Origin of the sequence: Variovorax sucrosi, assembly GCF_051216635.1 — a bacterium.
Lineage (GTDB): Bacteria > Pseudomonadota > Gammaproteobacteria > Burkholderiales > Burkholderiaceae_C > Variovorax.
Window position 1 is genome coordinate 101,892 of the sequence record NZ_JBPJZU010000004.1, and the last position, 17,743, is coordinate 119,634.

Annotated in this window: 18 protein-coding genes, 1 tRNA gene and 1 pseudogene; 4 read left to right on the top strand and 16 right to left on the bottom strand. The window is 65.5% G+C overall.

What is annotated here, in order from left to right; translation table 11 throughout:
- Window positions 1–135: 135 nt before the first annotated feature.
- From ACSFBE_RS09295 to ACSFBE_RS09305, 3 genes are read right to left on the bottom strand one after another with little or no spacing between them, the layout of a single operon-like run.
- Window positions 136–534: a nuclear transport factor 2 family protein gene (locus ACSFBE_RS09295; RefSeq protein WP_435490096.1), complete on the bottom strand. Its 399-nt coding sequence runs from the start codon at window positions 532–534 to the stop codon at window positions 136–138.
- On the bottom strand, window positions 531–1,217 hold the full coding sequence (locus tag ACSFBE_RS09300) for a DsbA family protein (RefSeq protein ID WP_435490097.1): 687 nt from the start codon (window positions 1,215–1,217) through the stop codon (window positions 531–533). Before ACSFBE_RS09300 ends, ACSFBE_RS09295 begins: the two co-directional genes overlap by 4 nt.
- Window positions 1,214–2,104 (bottom strand): MBL fold metallo-hydrolase, encoded by an 891-nt coding sequence (locus tag ACSFBE_RS09305; RefSeq protein WP_435490098.1) that lies wholly within the window; start codon window positions 2,102–2,104, stop codon window positions 1,214–1,216. Before ACSFBE_RS09305 ends, ACSFBE_RS09300 begins: the two co-directional genes overlap by 4 nt.
- Window positions 2,105–2,207: 103 nt before the next feature.
- On the opposite strand from ACSFBE_RS09305, the gene ACSFBE_RS09310 reads away from it, so the two are divergent.
- Window positions 2,208–3,251, top strand: coding sequence for a LysR family transcriptional regulator (locus ACSFBE_RS09310; RefSeq protein ID WP_435490099.1), 1,044 nt, complete (start codon window positions 2,208–2,210; stop codon window positions 3,249–3,251).
- A 48-nt stretch (window positions 3,252–3,299) separates the two neighbouring features.
- Complete coding sequence (locus ACSFBE_RS09315) at window positions 3,300–4,373, top strand: acyltransferase family protein (RefSeq protein WP_435490100.1); 1,074 nt, start codon at window positions 3,300–3,302, stop codon at window positions 4,371–4,373.
- Window positions 4,374–4,403: 30 nt separating this feature from the next.
- On the opposite strand, the gene ACSFBE_RS09320 is transcribed toward ACSFBE_RS09315, so the two are convergent.
- The 6 genes from ACSFBE_RS09320 to ACSFBE_RS09345 all read right to left on the bottom strand — a co-directional run bounded on the left by ACSFBE_RS09320 (window position 4,404) and on the right by ACSFBE_RS09345 (window position 9,832).
- On the bottom strand, window positions 4,404–5,300 hold the full coding sequence (locus ACSFBE_RS09320; protein WP_435490101.1) for a glycosyltransferase family 8 protein: 897 nt from the start codon (window positions 5,298–5,300) through the stop codon (window positions 4,404–4,406).
- A 137-nt stretch (window positions 5,301–5,437) separates the two neighbouring features.
- Complete coding sequence (locus ACSFBE_RS09325) at window positions 5,438–6,439, bottom strand: NADP-dependent oxidoreductase (RefSeq protein ID WP_435490102.1); 1,002 nt, start codon at window positions 6,437–6,439, stop codon at window positions 5,438–5,440.
- Window positions 6,440–6,492: 53 nt separating this feature from the next.
- Complete coding sequence (gene acuI / locus ACSFBE_RS09330; protein ID WP_435490103.1) at window positions 6,493–7,479, bottom strand: acrylyl-CoA reductase (NADPH); 987 nt, start codon at window positions 7,477–7,479, stop codon at window positions 6,493–6,495.
- A gap of 8 nt (window positions 7,480–7,487) precedes the next feature.
- Entirely contained in the window at window positions 7,488–7,886 is a 399-nt protein-coding gene (locus ACSFBE_RS09335; RefSeq protein WP_435490104.1) for a helicase, read from the bottom strand.
- Window positions 7,887–7,942: 56 nt separating this feature from the next.
- On the bottom strand, window positions 7,943–8,788 hold the full coding sequence (locus ACSFBE_RS09340; RefSeq protein ID WP_435490105.1) for an alpha/beta fold hydrolase: 846 nt from the start codon (window positions 8,786–8,788) through the stop codon (window positions 7,943–7,945).
- A 57-nt stretch (window positions 8,789–8,845) separates the two neighbouring features.
- A complete protein-coding gene (locus tag ACSFBE_RS09345) occupies window positions 8,846–9,832 on the bottom strand; it encodes an alpha/beta fold hydrolase (protein WP_435490106.1) in 987 nt (328 codons plus the stop codon).
- Window positions 9,833–10,022: 190 nt separating this feature from the next.
- Between ACSFBE_RS09345 and ACSFBE_RS09350 the strand changes: the two genes are divergently transcribed.
- Window positions 10,023–10,598: a TetR/AcrR family transcriptional regulator gene (locus tag ACSFBE_RS09350; RefSeq protein ID WP_435490107.1), complete on the top strand. Its 576-nt coding sequence runs from the start codon at window positions 10,023–10,025 to the stop codon at window positions 10,596–10,598.
- A gap of 228 nt (window positions 10,599–10,826) precedes the next feature.
- Here ACSFBE_RS09350 and ACSFBE_RS09355 read toward each other — a convergent pair.
- The 3 genes and pseudogenes from ACSFBE_RS09355 to ACSFBE_RS09365 form a co-directional block, all read right to left on the bottom strand.
- Window positions 10,827–11,372 (bottom strand): annotated as a pseudogene (locus ACSFBE_RS09355) (SDR family NAD(P)-dependent oxidoreductase); the annotation flags it as partial.
- 129 nt (window positions 11,373–11,501) lie between these two features.
- Complete coding sequence (locus ACSFBE_RS09360; protein ID WP_435490381.1) at window positions 11,502–12,578, bottom strand: alkene reductase; 1,077 nt, start codon at window positions 12,576–12,578, stop codon at window positions 11,502–11,504.
- Between the two features lie 67 nt (window positions 12,579–12,645).
- Window positions 12,646–13,446, bottom strand: a complete 801-nt coding sequence (locus ACSFBE_RS09365) for an SDR family NAD(P)-dependent oxidoreductase (protein WP_435490382.1) — start codon at window positions 13,444–13,446, stop codon at window positions 12,646–12,648.
- Window positions 13,447–13,557: 111 nt separating this feature from the next.
- Between ACSFBE_RS09365 and ACSFBE_RS09370 the strand changes: the two genes are divergently transcribed.
- Window positions 13,558–14,088: a MarR family winged helix-turn-helix transcriptional regulator gene (locus tag ACSFBE_RS09370; protein WP_435490108.1), complete on the top strand. Its 531-nt coding sequence runs from the start codon at window positions 13,558–13,560 to the stop codon at window positions 14,086–14,088.
- 144 nt (window positions 14,089–14,232) lie between these two features.
- On the opposite strand, the gene ACSFBE_RS09375 is transcribed toward ACSFBE_RS09370, so the two are convergent.
- The 4 genes from ACSFBE_RS09375 to pheT form a co-directional block, all read right to left on the bottom strand.
- Window positions 14,233–14,309 (bottom strand) — tRNA-Pro (locus tag ACSFBE_RS09375).
- A gap of 25 nt (window positions 14,310–14,334) precedes the next feature.
- Window positions 14,335–14,799, bottom strand: coding sequence for a MerR family transcriptional regulator (locus ACSFBE_RS09380; RefSeq protein WP_435490109.1), 465 nt, complete (start codon window positions 14,797–14,799; stop codon window positions 14,335–14,337).
- 65 nt (window positions 14,800–14,864) lie between these two features.
- Window positions 14,865–15,254, bottom strand: coding sequence for an integration host factor subunit alpha (locus tag ACSFBE_RS09385; RefSeq protein ID WP_435490110.1), 390 nt, complete (start codon window positions 15,252–15,254; stop codon window positions 14,865–14,867).
- Window positions 15,251–17,695: a phenylalanine--tRNA ligase subunit beta gene (gene pheT / locus ACSFBE_RS09390; protein WP_435490111.1), complete on the bottom strand. Its 2,445-nt coding sequence runs from the start codon at window positions 17,693–17,695 to the stop codon at window positions 15,251–15,253. The genes ACSFBE_RS09385 and pheT overlap by 4 nt, the downstream gene beginning before the upstream one ends.
- Window positions 17,696–17,743: the final 48 nt, after the last annotated feature.

Here is a 17,743-nt window from a genome sequence, read left to right on the forward strand (position 1 = left end):
GTTGCAGTGGAGCGGATCATGCGGATCTCCTGGTGGTTTCCTGCGACATCGGGACCGCGCACAGGGCGGCCCAGTTTATGGTCGTGCCAGGAGGCGCACATAGGGAGATGCCCGGACGGAACCGGGCGGGGGCGCTCAGCGCATGGCGCGGTCGACCAGCAGCGTGTCGGTGAACTGCTCGAAGGCGACCACGCTCCCTGCGCTCAAGGTCCAGACGTGGGCCACGCGGGCCTGCATCTGCTGGCCGGTGGCGCGGTACGTACCGTGGTAGCTGCCGGTGCCGACGATCCGGTCGCCACCGTCGATCAGCAGTTCGAGCTCGAAGCGATAGCCTTCCCAGGCTTTGCCGAGCACGGCAAAGACGTTGTCGACCACCGCCTGCGGGCCGATCCAGACGCCCGCGCAGGGAAAGCCGGCCATCTCGGTCCAACGCACCTGCGGCGAGACATGGGCCATCATGGCCTGGACGTCGCCGCGTGCGGAGGCCTCGTAGTGGGCACGGACGATCTCGAGGTGGGACATTGCAGCGGTCATAAAGCGCATCCTTTCAGCGTGCCTGTGAAATCCCCGCCGGGCGCGGCTTCCGACATCGTCACCTTCTGCGCGAGCAGACTGCGCCAGGCTTCCGGGCGACCGAGATAGCGGCCGATGTCCAGCACGACCATCCGATCGTCCTGCGCCAGCGCCATCGTCGGAAAGCCGCTGGCGCCGAGGCGGCCAAGCAGCGCCCGGCTGTTGTCGATGTGGGCCTGCGTGACGGCACCTTCGGCCAGTGCAAAGGCGCGCTCGAAGGCCAGGCCGTCGATGCCGATGTCGACCGCCAGCGCGCGCAGGGGCTCGGGCTCGGCGATGCGCATGCATTCGACGTAGTGCGCCCGCTGCAGCCGCGCCAGCAAGTCCAGCCCGCGCTGCGCGACGTGCTCCGCCGCCAGGATGGCGGTGATCGGCGGCTCGGAATCGAGCACCGCACCCGTGTCGCACAAGAGGCCGTCCAGGTACGCCCCGCCGAAGGGTTGCCCGCTCGCCGCGGCGATGCGCCGATCGTGTTCCACCACGAAGCGGCGCAGTTCGGCGGTGACGGCGCGGCGCTGGGCACCGGCCATCATGCCGCCCGCATGCGCCTGCACCGGGAGCAGCTCGCGGGCCACCTGGATCAGCGGCGCGGCGCCGTAGCACCACCCGCAGAGCGGGTCGTACAGGTAGTGGAGCCGGGTCACCACTTCATCTCGCCCTTGTTGACCTTGGCGCCGATGTCCAGCGCCACCATCAGGCCTGCATCGGGATAGGCCTTCTTCATCGCGTCGACCAGCGCAGCGCTGTTGGCGGCCTTCGGCAGTTCGGTTTCGAAGCGGGCCAGGTAGGCCTGGCTCCAGAGCAGCTGCGATGCATCCTGCGGCGTGCCCGGCAGGCCGTGGCCGGGGATGACGCGGACCGGCTGCAACGCGGCCATGACGCCCAGCTTCTTGCTCCAGTCGGCGCGCTCCTGCACCGTCTGCGCATCGGCCGTCCAGAGGTGCAGGCCGCCGTAGACGTTGACGCCGCCGGCGATGGTCTTGAGCGACGGAATCCAGACGTAGCTGCGATGCGGCAGGCTGTCGTCGAGGCCCTTGATCTCGAGCGTCTCGCCCTCCAGGGCGATGGTGTTGCCTTCGAGCACGGCCGGCAGCGGCACCGCCTTCGGCGCGTTGCTGCCCATGCGCGGACCCCAGACCTGCAGCTTGGTGGCCAGCGTCGCCTGGATCTTCTTCAGCGTGGGCGCGGTCGTGACGACCTGGGCATCGGGGAAGTACTGCTTCAGCACCTCGATGCCGAAGTAGTAGTCGGGATCGGCCTGGCTGATGTAGATGGTCTTGAGCGTCTTCTTGCTGTCCAGCACCATCGCCGCGATGCGCAGCGCATCGGCCCGGCTGAAACCGGTGTCGAGCAGCACCGCGTCGGCCTTGCCCGACACCAGCACGGCGTTGACGTGGAAGCTGCCCGCGTCGGCGTTGTAGACCTGCAGGGTCAGCGGGGCGGCCTGCGCGGCGGCATCGTGGGCCACCACGCCCATGGTCAGTGCCAGGGGCGCCAGCAGGCGGGCGAGGGTCTTGGAGCGGAAATTCATGGCTGTCCCAGTTTGTGAGAGATGTAAAGGGTTGACTCTATTGACTCCAAATTGATTGATAAACCGTAGACTGATCAATTGTTTGTCTACTGGAACGAGCCAATTGGACCGCCTCTCCGCCATGCAGGTCTTCGTCGAGATCGCCGAACGCGCCAGCCTCACCGGGGCCGGCAAGGCGCTCGGGATGTCGCGCGCGATGGTGTCGCGCAACCTGGAGAGCCTGGAGCTGTGGCTCGGCGTCCGGCTGCTGCACCGGACCACCCGGCGGGTCAGCCTGACGGAAGCCGGCACCGAGGCCTTGCAGCGCTGCCGCCAGATGCTGGAACTGAGCAGCGAAGCGCAGGCCGCCGCCGGCGCCCGGCGCAGCGCGCCGCGCGGCCGGCTGCGCATCACGGCCAGCGCCTCCTTCGCCCAGGCCCGCCTGGCCGATGTGATCGCCGAGTTCCTCGCGCTGCATCCCCAGGTCGAGATCGAATTGCTGGTGCAGGAGCGCGCTGTCAACCTGGTGGAAGACCGCATCGACCTCGCCGTCCGCATCGGCAACCAGCTGGACGAATCGCTGGTGGCGCGCCGGCTGGGCGAATGCCGCTCGGTACTCTGCGCTTCTCCTGCCTACCTGGCGGCCGCCGGCCTGCCCGCCTCGCCGGAGGCCCTGAGCACGCACCGCTGCATCACCCACAGCTACGTCGGCCACAACGAACTGCGGTTGTGGCAGGACGGGCGCCTGGTAAAGGCGCCGTTCCATGGGGTTCTGCAGACCAACGAGCCCACGGTGGCGCGCCGGGCGGCGATCCGCGGCACGGGCATCGCACTGCTTCCCACCTACCTGGTCGGCGACGATCTGGCGGCGAACACGCTGATCCGCCTGCTGCCCGACTACGAGCCCGAGATCCTCGGAATCCATGCGGTCTACCTGTCGCGCCAGTACCAGCCCAAGCTGCTGCGGCTGATGCTCGACCACCTGGCGGCGTCGTTCGGCGCGCTGGCCGCGCCCGAAGCCCTCGCGCCCATCGGCATTGAATCACCTGGCAGCTCGATGATCACCTTCCTACCGGTTGACCGCGGTGTGCATGAGGCCGTGCCCGGCTCCGATGCACCGGGTGGCCCCATGCCCATCGCACACCCTGCGACGACCACGACCCACTGACACCCGGCCCGCACCGATGGTGCCGGGCTTCTCCCCCCCTGGATCCCCATGAACCGTAGTTTCGGACTCGACCTTGCGCGTGTCGCGGCAGTCGCACTCGTTCTCGCCTCCCACTTCGCCAAGAAGCTCGAGTTTGTCGGCGTCTTCGGGGTCGAGATGTTCTTCGCGCTCAGCGGCTACCTGATCGGCGGCATCCTGTATCGCTCGCTGCTCACCACGCCGCGGTGGTCCTTCGAGGACGTGCGCATCTTCTGGATGCGCCGTTGGTATCGCACCGTTCCGAACTACCTGCTCTTCCTGGTTGTGGCGCTCCCCTTCCATGCGCATTTCGGGAGCCTGCCAACCCTGCACCACTTCGCGGCGCACCTGCTCTTCCTGCAGAACATGATGTCCGGCGAGAACTCCTTCTACGGCGTGTCCTGGTCGCTCGCCGTGGAGGAATGGTTCTATCTGACCTTCCCGTTGATGCTCCTTGCCTTCACGGCCGCCGGGCTGCGCAAGCGCTCGGCCTTCCTGGTGACCACCGTGGTGTTCATGGTGGTGCCGCCGCTGTTGCGCGAGTACGTGCTGCTGCACGCGCCGGCCGACGAGGTGCGGCGAATGACGCTGCCCCGCCTGGACGCGATCTTCTACGGAGTCGCTGCTGCATTCCTGGTCGCACGCCGGCCATGGAACGGCCGCTTGCGCCTGGCCAGCATGCTGGCCGGTGCGGCGCTGGCGCTCACCCTCTTCGTGCTGTACGCGCTCGACCTCGACGGCACCGGTGTCTACCGGACAACGTTCGTGCTCGCGCCCGCCTCGTTTGCGCTGATGCTGCCGTGGATACAGCGCCTGGCCGCCCCGAACGGCTGGCTGCGTGCATTGCGCACGCCGGTCACGCACCTGAGCCAGTGGTCCTACTCGATTTACCTCAGCCACATCCCCGTGCTGTTCACGGTCTATGCGTTGTTCGGCAACAGCCGGGACCACCCCACCGTGAATGTGCTGTCGAAGGTGGTGGGGCTGGCGGCCTGCCTGGTGCTGTCACGCTTCATCTTCGTGCACTTCGAAAAGCGCATCACCGACATGCGGCCCGCCGAGGCCCACCGACCGCTGCCTGCAGGCAACCGATCCGCGGCCTGACGGCCACGGACGCGCCGGCCGGGCAGCCGCTCAGGCGCGGCTTTTGGGCAGAAGCCGGTCCTTCAGCACGCGTGCGATGGAGTGCCTGATCATCCAGGTTCGGCCCCATTTCGGTCGATTGAACCGGCCGTACTGCTGGTGCCAGAAAGCCGATCGATAAGAGTGCCAGAGCGAATGCCCTCGATGCAGCCAAGGGCCGGTCAGGTCCCACGGCTTCGGGGAGCCCGAGAAGTGGATGATGGCGTTTTCGATCTCGCCGGGTTGCTGGTACGCGGGCGGCCACTCGGTGTTGTAACGGGCCGGCAGCTGCACGAAGCGGCCGTTGGCATAGGCGTTGAGCACGGTCTGATCGTGTGATGTGAGGCTGTCGCGATGCTGCCTGGCGAAGTTTCTCCAGGTCTGCGCGGCGTTGCGTCGGCGGCATTCGTCCAGGTCGAAGAAGACCACCCCGGAATTGAAGTAGGGCGTGTCGGGCTGGAGCCCGGCATGTTCCTTCAGGAAGCGCTGATCGATCGTCCATTCGACGGTGCAGCCAAAGACGGCGGCCATGAACTCTCCGTTGAATGCCACTTCCTTCTCCAGCGCCAGCACGTCCAGACGGACGGCCAGGTCGGAGTCGAGGTAGAGCGCGCGCGGCGCCTGGATGCGCTCCGGAATCAGCAGCCGTCCGTACGCAGTCCAGTCCCCATGCAGGGGGCGCAACTCTCCGAATTCCTTCTGGGCATCGAAGTCAATAAAGCTGATTTCGCCGCCGAAGCTCTCGCCGGCAAGCAGTCGGCGCACGTTGTCCTTGTCGCGCGGACCGAGGCCCGATGACAGGAAGTGCAAATGCAACTTCTCCGGCTGGCTGCAGTTGCGTACAAGGGAAACAAGAGTGACACCGAGCCCCTCCATGCCAAGCGGGCTGATGTTAAAGACGACGTCCATGAGCACTTTTTCCCTTCCTTTGTGAAGGATTCGATGTTAGTGCTTTGGACCTAAATGCGTAAGCATTGACGAAAGTAAATCGGCCCGACGCAATCGAAACGAAAGGTGTCGGCAGTGCTCGGGGCTGCACTGGCCTCTCACCTGACCTTGACGACGACCTTGCCCTTGGCACGTCCCTGTTCGACGTAAGCCAATGCATCGGCCGTGGTATCCAGCGGAAACACGCGGTCGACCGTGGGTCGGATAGCGCCCGATTCGATCAGCGAAGCGATCTTGCCGAGTTGGCCCCCGTCGGCGCGCATGAAAAGGAACGAGTAGGTGACGCCGCGCTGCTTGGCGTTCTTGCGGATGCCGTAGCTCAGTAGACGCAGCACTTGCCTCAACGGCCAGGCAAGGCCTTGTTCTGCCCCGTAGTCGGGCGTGGGTGGACCTGAGATGGAGACGAGATGCCCGCCCGGCCTGAGGATCTGCAGCGACTTTTTCAACTCGTCGCTGCCCAGGCTGTTCAGCGCCACGTCGTAGTCGCGCAGTTCGGTGGCGAAGTCCTGCTTCTTGTAGTCGATGACGACATCGGCGCCGAGTGACTTGACCCAATCGACATTGCTCGTGCTGGTGGTCGTGGCGACGAATGCGCCCAGATGTTTGGCCAACTGGATGGCGATGGTCCCCACGCCGCCGGAGCCCGCCTGGATGAAGACCTTCTGCCCCTTCTTCAGCTGGGCGATCTCGACCAGCACCTGCCAGGCTGTCAGAGCGACCAACGGGATCGAGGCCGCCTCCTCCATGCTCAGATTGAAAGGCTTGCGCGCCACCGACTGCTCCTTGACGGCGATGTACTCGGCGAAGGTGCCGATCCGGAAGTCATCCGGCCGCGCATAGATCTCGTCCCCCGGCTTGAACTGCCGCACGCGCGCGCCGACCTTGACCACCTTGCCGGCGACGTCGTGGCCCAGCACGAGGGGCATGCGATAGGGCAGGACAAGCTTGAACTCCCCGCTCCTGATCTTGATGTCGAGCACATTGACGCCTGCCGCGTGGATCTGGATCAGAACGTCATCGTCCCGCAGTTCGGGCTCCGGTACTTGGGCGATCCGGCCAGTTTCTTTCTTGCCGTAGCGATCGATGATGAAGGCTTTCATGTTGTTCTAGCTCCAAATGACTGCGGGAAGGCGGCGTAGCAAAAGGGGGGGTTTCACGCGTTGACGTCGACGACCGTGCGGCCGCGTACCTTGCCTTGAATCACCCGGCCGGCAAGGCCTGGGACTTCGGCCAGGCCGACCACCTGCGTGGCACGTGCGAGCTTGCCCAGGTCCAGATCGGTGGCCAGGCGTGCCCATGCCTGCAGCCGCACGTCCCGCGGCGCATTCACCGAGTCGATGCCGACCAGGGTCACGTTGCGCAGAATGAAGGGCAGCACCGAACCGGGCAGGTCTGCACCCTGCGCGAGCCCGAAGGCCGCCACCGCTCCGCGGTAGCGCGTCTGCGCCAGCACGTTGGCCAGCGTGTGGCTACCCACCGAGTCGATCGCGCCGGCCCAGCGCTCCTTGGCGATCGGGGCGCCCGGCTCGGACAGCGTGCGGCGGTCGATGACCTCGGCCGCCCCGAGCTCGCTCAGGTAGTCCGTCTCCTCCAGCCGCCCGGTCGATGCGACCACCCGATAACCCAGCCTGGACAGCAAAGCGATCGCGATCGAGCCGGCGCCGCCGCCGGCTCCGGTGACCAGCACGTCGCCCTTGTCCGGCGTCACGCCCGCATGCTCGAGCCCGACTACCGACAGCATGGCTGTGTACCCCGCCGTGCCGATGGCCATGGCATCGCGCGTCGAAAACACGTCGGGCAGTTTGACCAGCCAGTCGCCATTGACGCGCGCCTTCTGCGCCAGACCACCATGGTGGGTCTGGCTCAGGCCCCAACCGTTGGCGACAACGCGTTCGCCGACCGCGAAGCCTGCGTGCGACGAGGCTTCCACGGTGCCCGCAAAGTCGATGCCCGGAATCAGCGGGAACTGGCGAATCACCGGTGCATGGCCGCTGACCGCCATCGCGTCCTTGTAGTTCACGGTCGAATAGTCGATCGCGACGGTGACGTCGCCCGGCATCAGGTTGGCTTCGTCGAAGTCGACCAGGGCGGTGGAAATCACGTCGCCCGTCTTGGTGGTCAGCAGTGCTTTGAATGTCATGGTTTGGCTCAGAAAGCGGTGCGGTCGTAGGGGGAGACGATCTTCGGCGGCTGCAAGAATGCAGTCAGGCCCTGAAACCACATCACCTCTTGGAAATCGCCGCTGATGGTCAAGTCTTTGGTGCGCAGGCCCCTCAGGAATGCCGCCTGGCTGTCCTTGGCCGAGAGGATCGTGAAGCCCTTGGCAGCGTCAGTGAAGTTCAGGGTGAACTGGGGGTTCGGTGCCAGGCCGACCGCGGATCGGATGGCGCCATCGCGGATGACGTAGTGACGGCCCCCGCCCGATGCGGTGCGGATCTGGAACACCAAACTCTTGCCTGCGACGTAGCGCGCACAGTCGGGGTTGTTCTTGATCTGTCGTTTCAGGAGCTGCGTGAACGCCCACAGCAGGAACTTGAACTTGAGCATGGGGAGGGCTTTCTGGATGCTGGATCTTGAATGGGGGTCGATGCGTGCCGTGGCCGTCACTCGCTCAGGAACCGCACCGCGTGATGCAGAAAGCGCTCCGGGCACTGGAACTGCGCGCCATGGCCGCAGTCCGGGTAGATGAACAATTGCGCGTTCGGCAGGTTGCGGGCCATGTAGAACGAGTTGACGGTCGGGATCATCACGTCGTGCACGCCGTTGAGGATGAAGGTCGGCTGCTGGATGCCGCGCAGGTAGGAAAAGGGGTCGTCTTCCGACAGCCTGGGCAGGTACAGCATGTTGGCTTCGATCTGCGCCTTGGCGACTTCGGGTGACGACGGCGGGTCCTGGTCGACGCGCTGATGCCGCCGCTGCCAGAAGTCGCGCGCGGCCTGCTCGGCTTGCTTCGATCGGCCGAAGAACAGGTACACGAAGTCTTCGAAGGTGGGAACCGGGCGTGGCGCCGTGGTCAGCACCTGCGGCTCCATGTCCGGGTCGCCACCGCGCGGGCCGGTGCCCAGCAGCATCAGCTTGCGCACCAGCTCGGGATGGCGCCAGGTCAGGTCCAGCGCCTGGAAGCCGCCCAGCGAGAAGCCCAGCACGTCGATCTTCTGCAAGCCCAACGCGCGAACGAAGGCGGCCGCATCGTCGGCCATGTCCTCGATACGGGTGCGCGGCTGGCCGCTGGACGAAGCGACACCGCGGCCGTTGTAGAGGATGACTTCGCGGCCTTCGGCCAGACCGTCCGTCATCAACGGGTCCCAGTGGTCCATACCGCCGCGGAAATGCTGCAGGAGCAGCAGGGGCGGTTGTCCGGAATCGGCATTGCCCCAGCGGCGGTAGGCGAATCGCGTACCGTCGACATCGGCGAAGCGCGTGGGCGTGGTGAGATGGGTGTCGGTCATGTGCTCAGCTGTCGAGGGGCTTCGGGGGGTTGGTGTGGTTGTGAAAACTTCGCCGAATCACTTGGCCAGAAATGCCAGCGCTTTGGGCACGAAGTCCTCGTGGTACTGAAACACCCCACCATGACCCGCATCGGCGTAGACGACCAACTGGCTGTTCGGCAGGCGCTGGGCGAGGTCGTGCGAATTGCTGGTCGGCACCATTCGATCGTCATCGCCATTGGCCACGAGAACGGGCTGGCTGATCACCGAGAGGTCGGCCGGCCGCTTTTGCCCCCACGCACGGAGCGCCTGCAGTTGCGCCACATAAGCACCGATGCTGATGTCCTTGTCGCGGTCCGCGGTGCGTTCCTGCAAACGCTTCAAGTAGGCGTTCCCGGCCGCGATGCCGTTCGACGTGCGCGTGAAGAAAAGATACTGCTTCGGATCCTGGCCGGTGAATGTCGCGCGGAGCAGGTCGTAGTTCGCCACGCCAGCCACCGTGCTGATACCCAGGCCACCGGCCGGTCCGGTGCCGGCCAGAATCAGTTTGCGCACCAGCGCGGGCTCTTTCAACACGATCTCCTGCGAAATCATTCCTCCCATCGAGAAGCCGAAGAGATCGACCTGCTTGAATCCCTTGGCCTTGATGAAGGCGATAGCGTCGTCCGCCATCTGTTCGATGGTGTTCGCCGGCGTGCCCGTGGATGCGCCGACGCCACGGTTGTCGAACACGATCACGTGATGCCTGGCGGCCAACCCATCGACGACACGGGGGTCCCAGTTGTCGAGGACCGCGGCCAAGTGACCGAGAAGCACCACCGGCGTGCTGCCGTTGCGTTGCCCCAGCTCACGGTAAGAGAAGTCAACACCGCCGGCGGACACGCTCTGCGTGGGCACGCTCACCCACGTCGCCCCTTGCACCAGGGTCGCGGCAGGCGAGCTGCCGGCAACTGCAGTCGTGTCGTTGGCCCCTGCCAGAGGCGAAATAAGCGCCGCGGACAGCGCAATGAGGGAAAGACGGACGCGAATGCCACCGGTGGCGAGGTCGGTCAGAAGCATGGTCATGGATATCTTTTGCAGTTGTCTGTTGGTTGGTCGGCGTTCGAGCACGCCTTCTCAGTCATGTCGTCCAGCTTCAAAAACCGAACTCGACGCAATGATGTCAAACATCATCAAAATTGTCCAGGCTTTGATGATGATTGACATCAATGTATAGTGGCTTCTTCAGACAGGCACAAACCACCGCGGACAAAAGATGAAGGTCACCAAGGCGCAGGCGCAGGCCAACCGGGCACACGTGGTCGAGACGGCGTCCACACTGTTCCGTGAGCACGGCTACGACGGGATTGGCATCGCTGATCTGATGGCCGCCGCTGGCTTCACCCACGGCGGCTTCTACAAGCACTTCCGCTCCAAGGCCGAGCTGATGGCGGAATCGGCAGCCTGCGGGATCGCGCAGACGGCGGCGCTGACCGCGGGGGTGGACAGGTCGGAATTCGTGCGGCATTACCTCTCTCGCGAGCACCGCGACAGCCGCGCGGCCGGCTGCACGATGGCCGCGCTGGGCGGAGATGTGGCGCGCCAGTCGGAAACGGTCCGGGCGACATTTGCGGATGGCATCGAGAGCCTGCTGGCTGCACTTCGGTCCGAGGACGCGTCCCTGGACGATGCAGACGCGGGTCAGGCGCGAGCCAGGTCGCTCGACCTACTGACGCATGCGGTCGGCGCCATCGTCATGTCGCGCGCCTGCCCCGACGATTCGCCGCTCGCCGACGAGATTCTTTCGGTCTGCCGCGACAGGATCCTCGCAGCGCTGCAGGCGGCAGAGTGATGTACGCGCCGGTAGCACGAACCGCGGCTTGCCGAGCACCTGAGTCGCCACCCGCGATGCGAACCGCCGCGTCACAAAGCGCACGGTTAAGCACGACAGCTTGTTGAACAGGCCGGGAACGACCGTGCGCTTGCCGCGCAGCATGGCCCGGATGGCGGCGTGTGCCACGAACTCCGCGCTTTTCATCGACGCGTTCGCGATCCATGAGTAGTCGCCCCCGCCGGATTCGGCATGGAACGCGGTTTCGGTGCCACCGGGGCAGATGCAGGTTACCGACAGCGGCGTGCCGCGGTGCTCGTCGTGCAGGGCCTCGCTGAAGTTGCGCACGAACGCCTTCGACGCTGCGTACAGCGCCATGTTCGGCACGGACTGGTACGCGCCGGTCGACGCGATGTTCACCATGTGCGCGGGTCCGGTGCTTGTCTTACGCGCGTCGACAAAGCATCGCGCGAGCTCGACCAGCGAGGTCATGTTGAGCTGGACGAGCTCCGCGTCGCGCGCCCAGTCGACCTCGTCGAACCGGCGGAAATAGCCGAACCCGGCGTTGTTGATCAGGATGTCGATCGGGCCGCCGGCGGTCGCGTCGTCCCACAACGCACGCACGGCACCGGGCTTACCGAGATCTGCGGTGGCGATCTCGACCTTCACGCCCTTGCAGGTCGCGGCGACCGCATCGAGTGCGTCGCGGCGCCGCGCTGTCAGCACGAGATCAACGCCGAGCGCCGCGAGCTCACGCGCGATGGCCGCGCCAATGCCGCTGGATGCGCCGGTCACCAGGGCGCGCTTGCCAATACCGACGGGTGTGCAGGTACTCAAATCGTTCTCCGGATCGTGTGGAGCGGCCAAGGAGTTCCTAGGCCCGCGAGTTTTGCGTTTGAGGGTGCAATCGGGGACGTTTGAGGCTCAACCCGCGAGCGCCGGATAGTCCGTGTAGCCCTTGGCACCGGGCGTGTAGAACGTGTCCGGGGCAGGAGCGTTCAACGGCGCATCCTGGCGCATGCGCTCGACCAGGTCAGGGTTGGCGATGAAAGGCCTGCCCATGGCTGTCAGGTCCGCGCGGCCTTCGCTCAGCACCTGTTGTGCGCTGGCTTTGTTGAGTCCGCCGGCGAGGATGAAGGGGCCGTGGAACGCCGCCTTCAAATCGGTCTTCAGCTTTGCGGGGACGGGCGGGGCGCCCATGGCCGAATGGTCCAGGACGTGAACATACATGAGGCCCAGCGCGGAGAGTTGCTTCACCAGCGTCAGGCACTGTTCGTCCACGCCTTCGAATGCGCCGGTGCTATTGACCACGCCGTGAGGCGACAGTCGGATGCCAACTCGCTCGGCGCCGATCTCCTTCACCGTCGCACGGGCGACCTCGAGCACCAGCCGGTTGCGCCCTTCGGGCGTGCCGCCGTAGCCATCGGTGCGTCGGTTGACGTTGGCGTTCAGGAATTGCTCGAGCAAGTAACCGTTGGCCGCGTGCAATTCGATGCCGTCGAAGCCGGCTTGGATGGCAAGGCGCGCGGCCGTTGCGTACTCGCCAATCACGGCCTGGATGTCGGCCTCTGTCATGGCGCGCGGCGGCGTGTGCGGCTGGCTGCCTTGCATATCGGTCCACATCTCGCCAGGACAGGTCTCGGGTGAGGGTCCAAGCACTTCGGCGCCGGCCGGCAGGTTGGCCTGGTGGGACACCCGGCCGGTGTGCATCAGCTGCACGACGATCTTGCCGCCCTTGGCATGCACTGCGTCGGTCACCAGCTTCCAGCCTTGCACCTGGGCGTCATTGAACAGACCCGGTATCCGGGCATAGCCCAAGCCGTTGGGCGACGGCGAGGTTCCTTCCGTGATGATGAGGCCGGCGCTCGCGCGCTGGGCGTAGTAGGTGGCCATCAGGCTGTTGGCCGTGTTGTCGTCGCTCGCGCGGCTGCGCGTGAGCGGCGACATCACGGTGCGGTTCTTGAGCGGGGTGGCGCGCAGGGAGAAGGCGTCGAAAAGCATTGAGCTGTCCTGGAGGAATTGGGAGAGGAAAGAGAAGAAGAGAGAGCCGGGATCGTGGCCTGAGGGCTCAGCCGAGCCGGTAGCGCGGGGCCGGCGTTCCAACCTGGGTGGCCGCGAACAATTCGGAGCGCGCTGCCTCGTACTTCTCCCACAGCGCCGCATCGGCGACCGACGGCCAGGTGATCGCTTCGCCCTGGTCCAATCCCGCCAGTGCCGCATCGACCATGTGCTCGGTCGTCATCAAGGCCTCTTTGTTGAGAGCCGCCAGCGGGACGCCCGACAGGTCCCAGATCTCGGTGGCCGTCGATGCCGGCAGCACCAGTTGAACCCTCACCCCGGTGCCCGCCAGCTCTTCCTGCAGACCTCGGCTGTATTGCAGGACGAAGGCCTTGGTGCCGCTGTAGACAGCGCTGATGGCCAGCGAATGGATCGCCAACACGGAAGCGATGTTGATGATCAACCCCTCGTTTCTCGCGATGAAGACCGGCACCACCGCTTGCGTCAGGCGCGTCAGCGCGGTGATGTTGAGGCTGATCTGGGACAGCGCGTCGGCTGCCGACCGCTGAGCCACCGGCCCCAGCCGCGCGATGCCGGCGTTGTTCACCAACACGCGCACGTCGGCACGGGTGGCTAGCAGCTTTTCGAGGCGTGCCAGATCCTGGTCTTCGCTGAGATCGGCCACCATCGCTTCGGCCTGGATGCCGTGCGCCTTCGCGAGCTGTGCACAGAGCGTTTCGAGGCGGTCAACGCGCCGAGCGACCAAGACGAGATCGAAGCCGCGCGCTGCCAGCCGATCCGCATAGACGGCGCCGATCCCGGAAGAAGCCCCGGTCACGACCGCGACTTTGTTAGAACTGAGAACTGTCATTGAGGTTATCCCATACGATTGTGTGCTCAACCAACTTTGGTTGAGGGCTCAAATGTAAGAGCAATCCTCTCGGTCGCCGTCGATAGTGCAGCACTCAACCATTTGAACGATATGGGTAATAGCAAGGGTCTTGTGGATACAGCAGACGACGGGGCGTTGCCCTCCAGCTGCGAGCTGGGCCTCCTGAGCGAATGGGCCTGTACGAACACATCGCTGCGCCGGGCGGCACGCAGACTCGGTCAGCTGTATGACGAAGCGCTCTCACCCCTGGATCTCAAGGCCACGCAACTCGCCCTGATCGGCCAGATCGACAGGCTCATGGTCGCCTATCCGCAAGGCCCGACGCTGCAGGAGCTCGCGGCCCAACTGGCCATCCAGATCTCGGCCCTGACCCATGCGCTCAGACCGCTGGTGCGCGATGGACTGGTCGAATTGCGCCAGGACACGGACGACCGGCGGACCAAACATGGCGTCCTCACACCGCTCGGCAAAGCGCGACTTTCAGAAGGCGTGCTTCGCTGGTCCACAGCCAACAAGCAAGTGGAATTGGCCCTCGGCTCAGCCTCGGCTGCGAAGTTGCGAGAACTGGCGGACCAGGTGGCGTCCGACGAGTTCCTGGCTGCATTCAAGGCGGCAAATTAGAGGCCGCTGCACAACTCCAGATCCCAAGAACAGGCGCGGCCGGGGCACGTTTGTCAAGGTATGTCAGGAAGCCATCGAACTTTCCAAAAGCAAAGAAAAACGGCCTACGCCTTGTGAGCGTAAGCCGTTGATAACTACTGTTTTTGGTCGGTGTGAAAGGATTCGAACCTTCGACCCCTTGCACCCCATGCAAGTGCGCTACCAGGCTGCGCCACACACCGAAGCCCGCAATTATAGCCGGCGAGATCAGTGCCCCGTGGCCAGGAGTTCGCGAATTTCGAACAACTCGCGGCGCAGCTGCTGCCAGGGGCCGGCGTCGGAGGACGGTGCATCGGCAGGCTGCACTTGGTGGATCGCAGCTTCCCACTCTTCGGGGTCGAGGTCGGTGGCCTCGACGCCCTCGACCATCACCTCGCCGTTCGGGCCGCCCGCCTTGCGGCGATCGCGCTCGAACTGCGTGAGCTCCTGCAGCTTGTTGCGTGCACCGCTGATCGTGAAGCCCTGGTCGTAGAGCAGGTCCCGGATGCGGCGGATCATCAACACCTCGTGGTGCTGGTAGTAGCGTCGATTGCCGCGCCGCTTCATCGGGCGCAGCTGCGTGAATTCCTGCTCCCAGTACCGAAGCACATGCGGCTTGACGCCACACAGTTCGCCGACTTCACCGATGGTGAAGTAGCGTTTGACGGGGATGGGGGGGAGCGTTTTCTCCATTGAAATCAAGATCGTGCGCGCGAAACCTAAGAGGTTACTCCACGCGCACACGGCGCAACAAGCACTTATTCCACTCCGACCCGCCAGGCGGTCGCATCAGCCGCTTCATCGGTACTTTCAAGCTCGTCGGCCATGCCCGCCTGGATCTGTTCCTTGAGCTTGGCGCTGGCGTGAAAGGTGGCGACGCGGCGCGCGCCGATCGGGATCGCCTCGCCGGTGCGCGGGTTGCGCCCGGGGCGCGGCGCCTTCACGCGGATCTGGAAGTTACCGAAGCCGGAAATCTTGACGTCGGTGCCCTCGATCAGACTGGCCGATACCAATTCGAAGAAGGCTTCGACCATGTCCTTCGATTCGCGCTTGTTCAGGCCGATCTGCTCGAACAGCAGTTCGGCCAGGTGCGCCTTGGTCAGCGCCGGCGTTTCGAGGGCTTCGAGCGTGAAATCCATGGCGTTCATCCTCTCAGGCGTGCGCCGAGCTCGGCAGCGAGTCGGTCGACGATTGCACGCACCGCCGGGTCGACCTGCTCGTCGGTCAGGGTCGCGCTGTCGCTGTGGAAGCTCAGGCGCACTGCCATGCTCTTTTCGCCAATGGCCAATCCGCCCGATGCCACCGCGCCGTCACGCGCGGCTTGCGGCCGGTAGATGTCGAACAGCACGGCGTCGCGCAGCAGCCCGCCGGTCGACGCCCCCGCGATGGTCTTCATGAGCGCGCCGTGCGTGACGCTCTCGGCCACCAGCACGGCGATGTCGCGCTCCACCGCCTGGTGCTTGGGCACCGGATTGGCCACAGGGACCGGGCGCGCAGTGACGGCGTCCAGATCGAGTTCGAACACGATCGGCGCCTGCGCGAAGTCCCACTTCTGGCGCCAGCGCGGATGCAGTTCGCCGACCACGCCGATGACGCGTCCGTCGACCAGCACGCGGGCCGCACGGCCCGGGTGCAGCGCCGGGTGCTCGGCCCCCTCGAAGCTGGGCACGCGCGGTGCGAGCAAAGCCTCGACATCGCCCTTCACGTCGTAGAAGTCGACGCGCTGCGGCTTGCCGTCCCAGCGCGTCGCTTCGGCGTCGCCCCAGGCCAGGCCAGCCAGGCGCATCGGCTGGCGAATGCCCTTGACGGTGCTGTCGGTGGTCTCGACCGTGTCGTCGCGCAGGAACACGCGGCCCGCCTCGAACACGCGCACGCGCGGCGCCTTGCGGTCGAGGTTGAACTTCAGCACCTGCAGCAGCGAGCCGATCAGCGACGAGCGCATCACGCTCATCTGGCTGGCGATCGGGTTCAACAGCTTGATCGGATTCGCGTTGCCGGCGAGGTCCTGCTCCCAATGCGCCTCGACGAAGCTGAAGTTGATCGTTTCCTGGTAGCCCAATGCCGCGACGCGATGGCGCACCGCAAAACGGCTGCGTTGCGCTTCCGGCCGCACGCGTGCGGTGATCGGCGCGAGCGGCGCGGTGGTCGGCAGGTTGCTGTAGCCGATGAGGCGCGCGACTTCTTCGATCAGGTCTTCCTCGATCAGCAGGTCGAAGCGGTGCGGCGCGGGCGTGACGATGACCGTGCCCTCGCCTTCCTCGATCGGCAGGCCAAGTCGGCGCAGCGCATCGACGCATTGCGCCTGCGTGACGGGCATGCCGATCACACGGGCTGCGCGGGCGACCCGGAGGGTCACCGGCTTGGCCTCGGGCAGGCGCAGCGTCTCGTCGACGATCGGGCCGGCCTCGCCGCCGCAGATGTCGATCACGAGCTGCGTGATGCGCTCGATGATCTGCACCGTGCGGCTCGGGTCCACGCCGCGTTCGTAGCGGTGGCCGGCATCGGTCGAGAAATTGAAGCGGCGCGAACGGCCCTGGATCGCTTCGGGCCACCAGAAGGCAGCCTCGACGTAGATGTTCTTCGTGTCGTCGGACACGGCGGTCGCGTCGCCACCCATGATGCCGGCAAGCGATTCGACGGCCTCGTCATCGGCGATCACGCCGACCTTTTCATCGACGGTCACCGTGTTGCCGCTGAGCAGCTTGAGCTGCTCGCCGGCACGGCCCCAGCGCACCGTGAGGCCGCCGTGGATCTTGTCGAGATCGAAAATGTGCGAAGGCTGGCCGTACTCGAACATCACATAGTTCGAGATGTCGACCAGCGGCGTGACGCTGCGTTGGCCGCAGCGTGCCAGGCGGTCGACCATCCAGGCCGGCGTCTTCGCCGTGGTGGTCACGCCGCGCACGATGCGGCCGGAAAAGCGGCCGCAGAGTTCGGGCGCCAGCACCGTCACGGGCAGCGTGTCGGCGAGCTTGGGCGTGACGGAAGGGATCGCCGGCGTCTTCAGCGGCGCACCGGTGAGGGCCGACAGTTCGCGCGCGATGCCGTAGACCGACAGGCCGTGCGCCAGGTTCGGCGTCAGCTTGAGCGTGAGCAGCGTGTCGTCGAGCTGCAGCACATCGCGCACATCAGCGCCAAGGGGCGCATCCGCCGACAGTTCGAGCAGACCGCCATGGTCTTCGCTCAGCTTGAGTTCGCTCGCCGAGCACAGCATGCCCTGGCTCTCCACGCCGCGCAGCTTGCCCAGCTTGATGAGGAAGGGCTTGCCATCCTTGTCGTCGTCCGCCGGGGGCAGTTCGGCGCCGACCAGCGCGCACGGCACCTTGATGCCGACGCGCGCATTCGGCGCGCCGCACACGATGTTGAGCAAGGCGCCCTGCCCCACGTCGACCTGGCACACGCGCAGGCGATCGGCGTTGGGGTGCTGCACGGCCTCCTTGATCTCGCCGACGACGATGTGGCTGAAGGGGGGCGCGGCGGGGCGGCTCTCTTCGACTTCGAAGCCACCCATGGTGAGCGTCTCGGCCAGTTCGGCGCTGGACAGCCGGGGGTTGCAGAACTCGCGCAACCAGGACTCGGGGAATTGCATCTCGTTGTTCTCTTTGGGACGTTGCTCTGGACGGGTTGCTGGAACTGC

What these genes read in the sequence shown, in the direction of transcription:
- ACSFBE_RS09305 (WP_435490098.1), bottom strand. Translation starts at nt 2,104, where the DNA reads ATGAATTTCCGCTCCAAGACCCTCGCCCGCCTGCTGGCGCCCCTGGCA.
- ACSFBE_RS09340 (WP_435490105.1), bottom strand. Translation starts at nt 8,788, where the DNA reads ATGACCGACACCCATCTCACCACGCCCACGCGCTTCGCCGATGTCGAC.
- ACSFBE_RS09325 (WP_435490102.1), bottom strand. Translation starts at nt 6,439, where the DNA reads ATGAAAGCCTTCATCATCGATCGCTACGGCAAGAAAGAAACTGGCCGG.
- ACSFBE_RS09345 (WP_435490106.1), bottom strand. Translation starts at nt 9,832, where the DNA reads ATGACCATGCTTCTGACCGACCTCGCCACCGGTGGCATTCGCGTCCGT.
- ACSFBE_RS09295 (WP_435490096.1), bottom strand. Translation starts at nt 534, where the DNA reads ATGACCGCTGCAATGTCCCACCTCGAGATCGTCCGTGCCCACTACGAG.
- ACSFBE_RS09365 (WP_435490382.1), bottom strand. Translation starts at nt 13,446, where the DNA reads ATGACAGTTCTCAGTTCTAACAAAGTCGCGGTCGTGACCGGGGCTTCT.
- ACSFBE_RS09320 (WP_435490101.1), bottom strand. Translation starts at nt 5,300, where the DNA reads ATGGACGTCGTCTTTAACATCAGCCCGCTTGGCATGGAGGGGCTCGGT.
- ACSFBE_RS09315 (WP_435490100.1), top strand. Translation starts at nt 3,300, where the DNA reads ATGAACCGTAGTTTCGGACTCGACCTTGCGCGTGTCGCGGCAGTCGCA.
- ACSFBE_RS09370 (WP_435490108.1), top strand. Translation starts at nt 13,558, where the DNA reads ATGGGTAATAGCAAGGGTCTTGTGGATACAGCAGACGACGGGGCGTTG.
- ACSFBE_RS09335 (WP_435490104.1), bottom strand. Translation starts at nt 7,886, where the DNA reads ATGCTCAAGTTCAAGTTCCTGCTGTGGGCGTTCACGCAGCTCCTGAAA.
- ACSFBE_RS09380 (WP_435490109.1), bottom strand. Translation starts at nt 14,799, where the DNA reads ATGGAGAAAACGCTCCCCCCCATCCCCGTCAAACGCTACTTCACCATC.
- pheT (WP_435490111.1), bottom strand. Translation starts at nt 17,695, where the DNA reads ATGCAATTCCCCGAGTCCTGGTTGCGCGAGTTCTGCAACCCCCGGCTG.
- ACSFBE_RS09385 (WP_435490110.1), bottom strand. Translation starts at nt 15,254, where the DNA reads ATGAACGCCATGGATTTCACGCTCGAAGCCCTCGAAACGCCGGCGCTG.
- acuI (WP_435490103.1), bottom strand. Translation starts at nt 7,479, where the DNA reads ATGACATTCAAAGCACTGCTGACCACCAAGACGGGCGACGTGATTTCC.
- ACSFBE_RS09360 (WP_435490381.1), bottom strand. Translation starts at nt 12,578, where the DNA reads ATGCTTTTCGACGCCTTCTCCCTGCGCGCCACCCCGCTCAAGAACCGC.
- ACSFBE_RS09350 (WP_435490107.1), top strand. Translation starts at nt 10,023, where the DNA reads ATGAAGGTCACCAAGGCGCAGGCGCAGGCCAACCGGGCACACGTGGTC.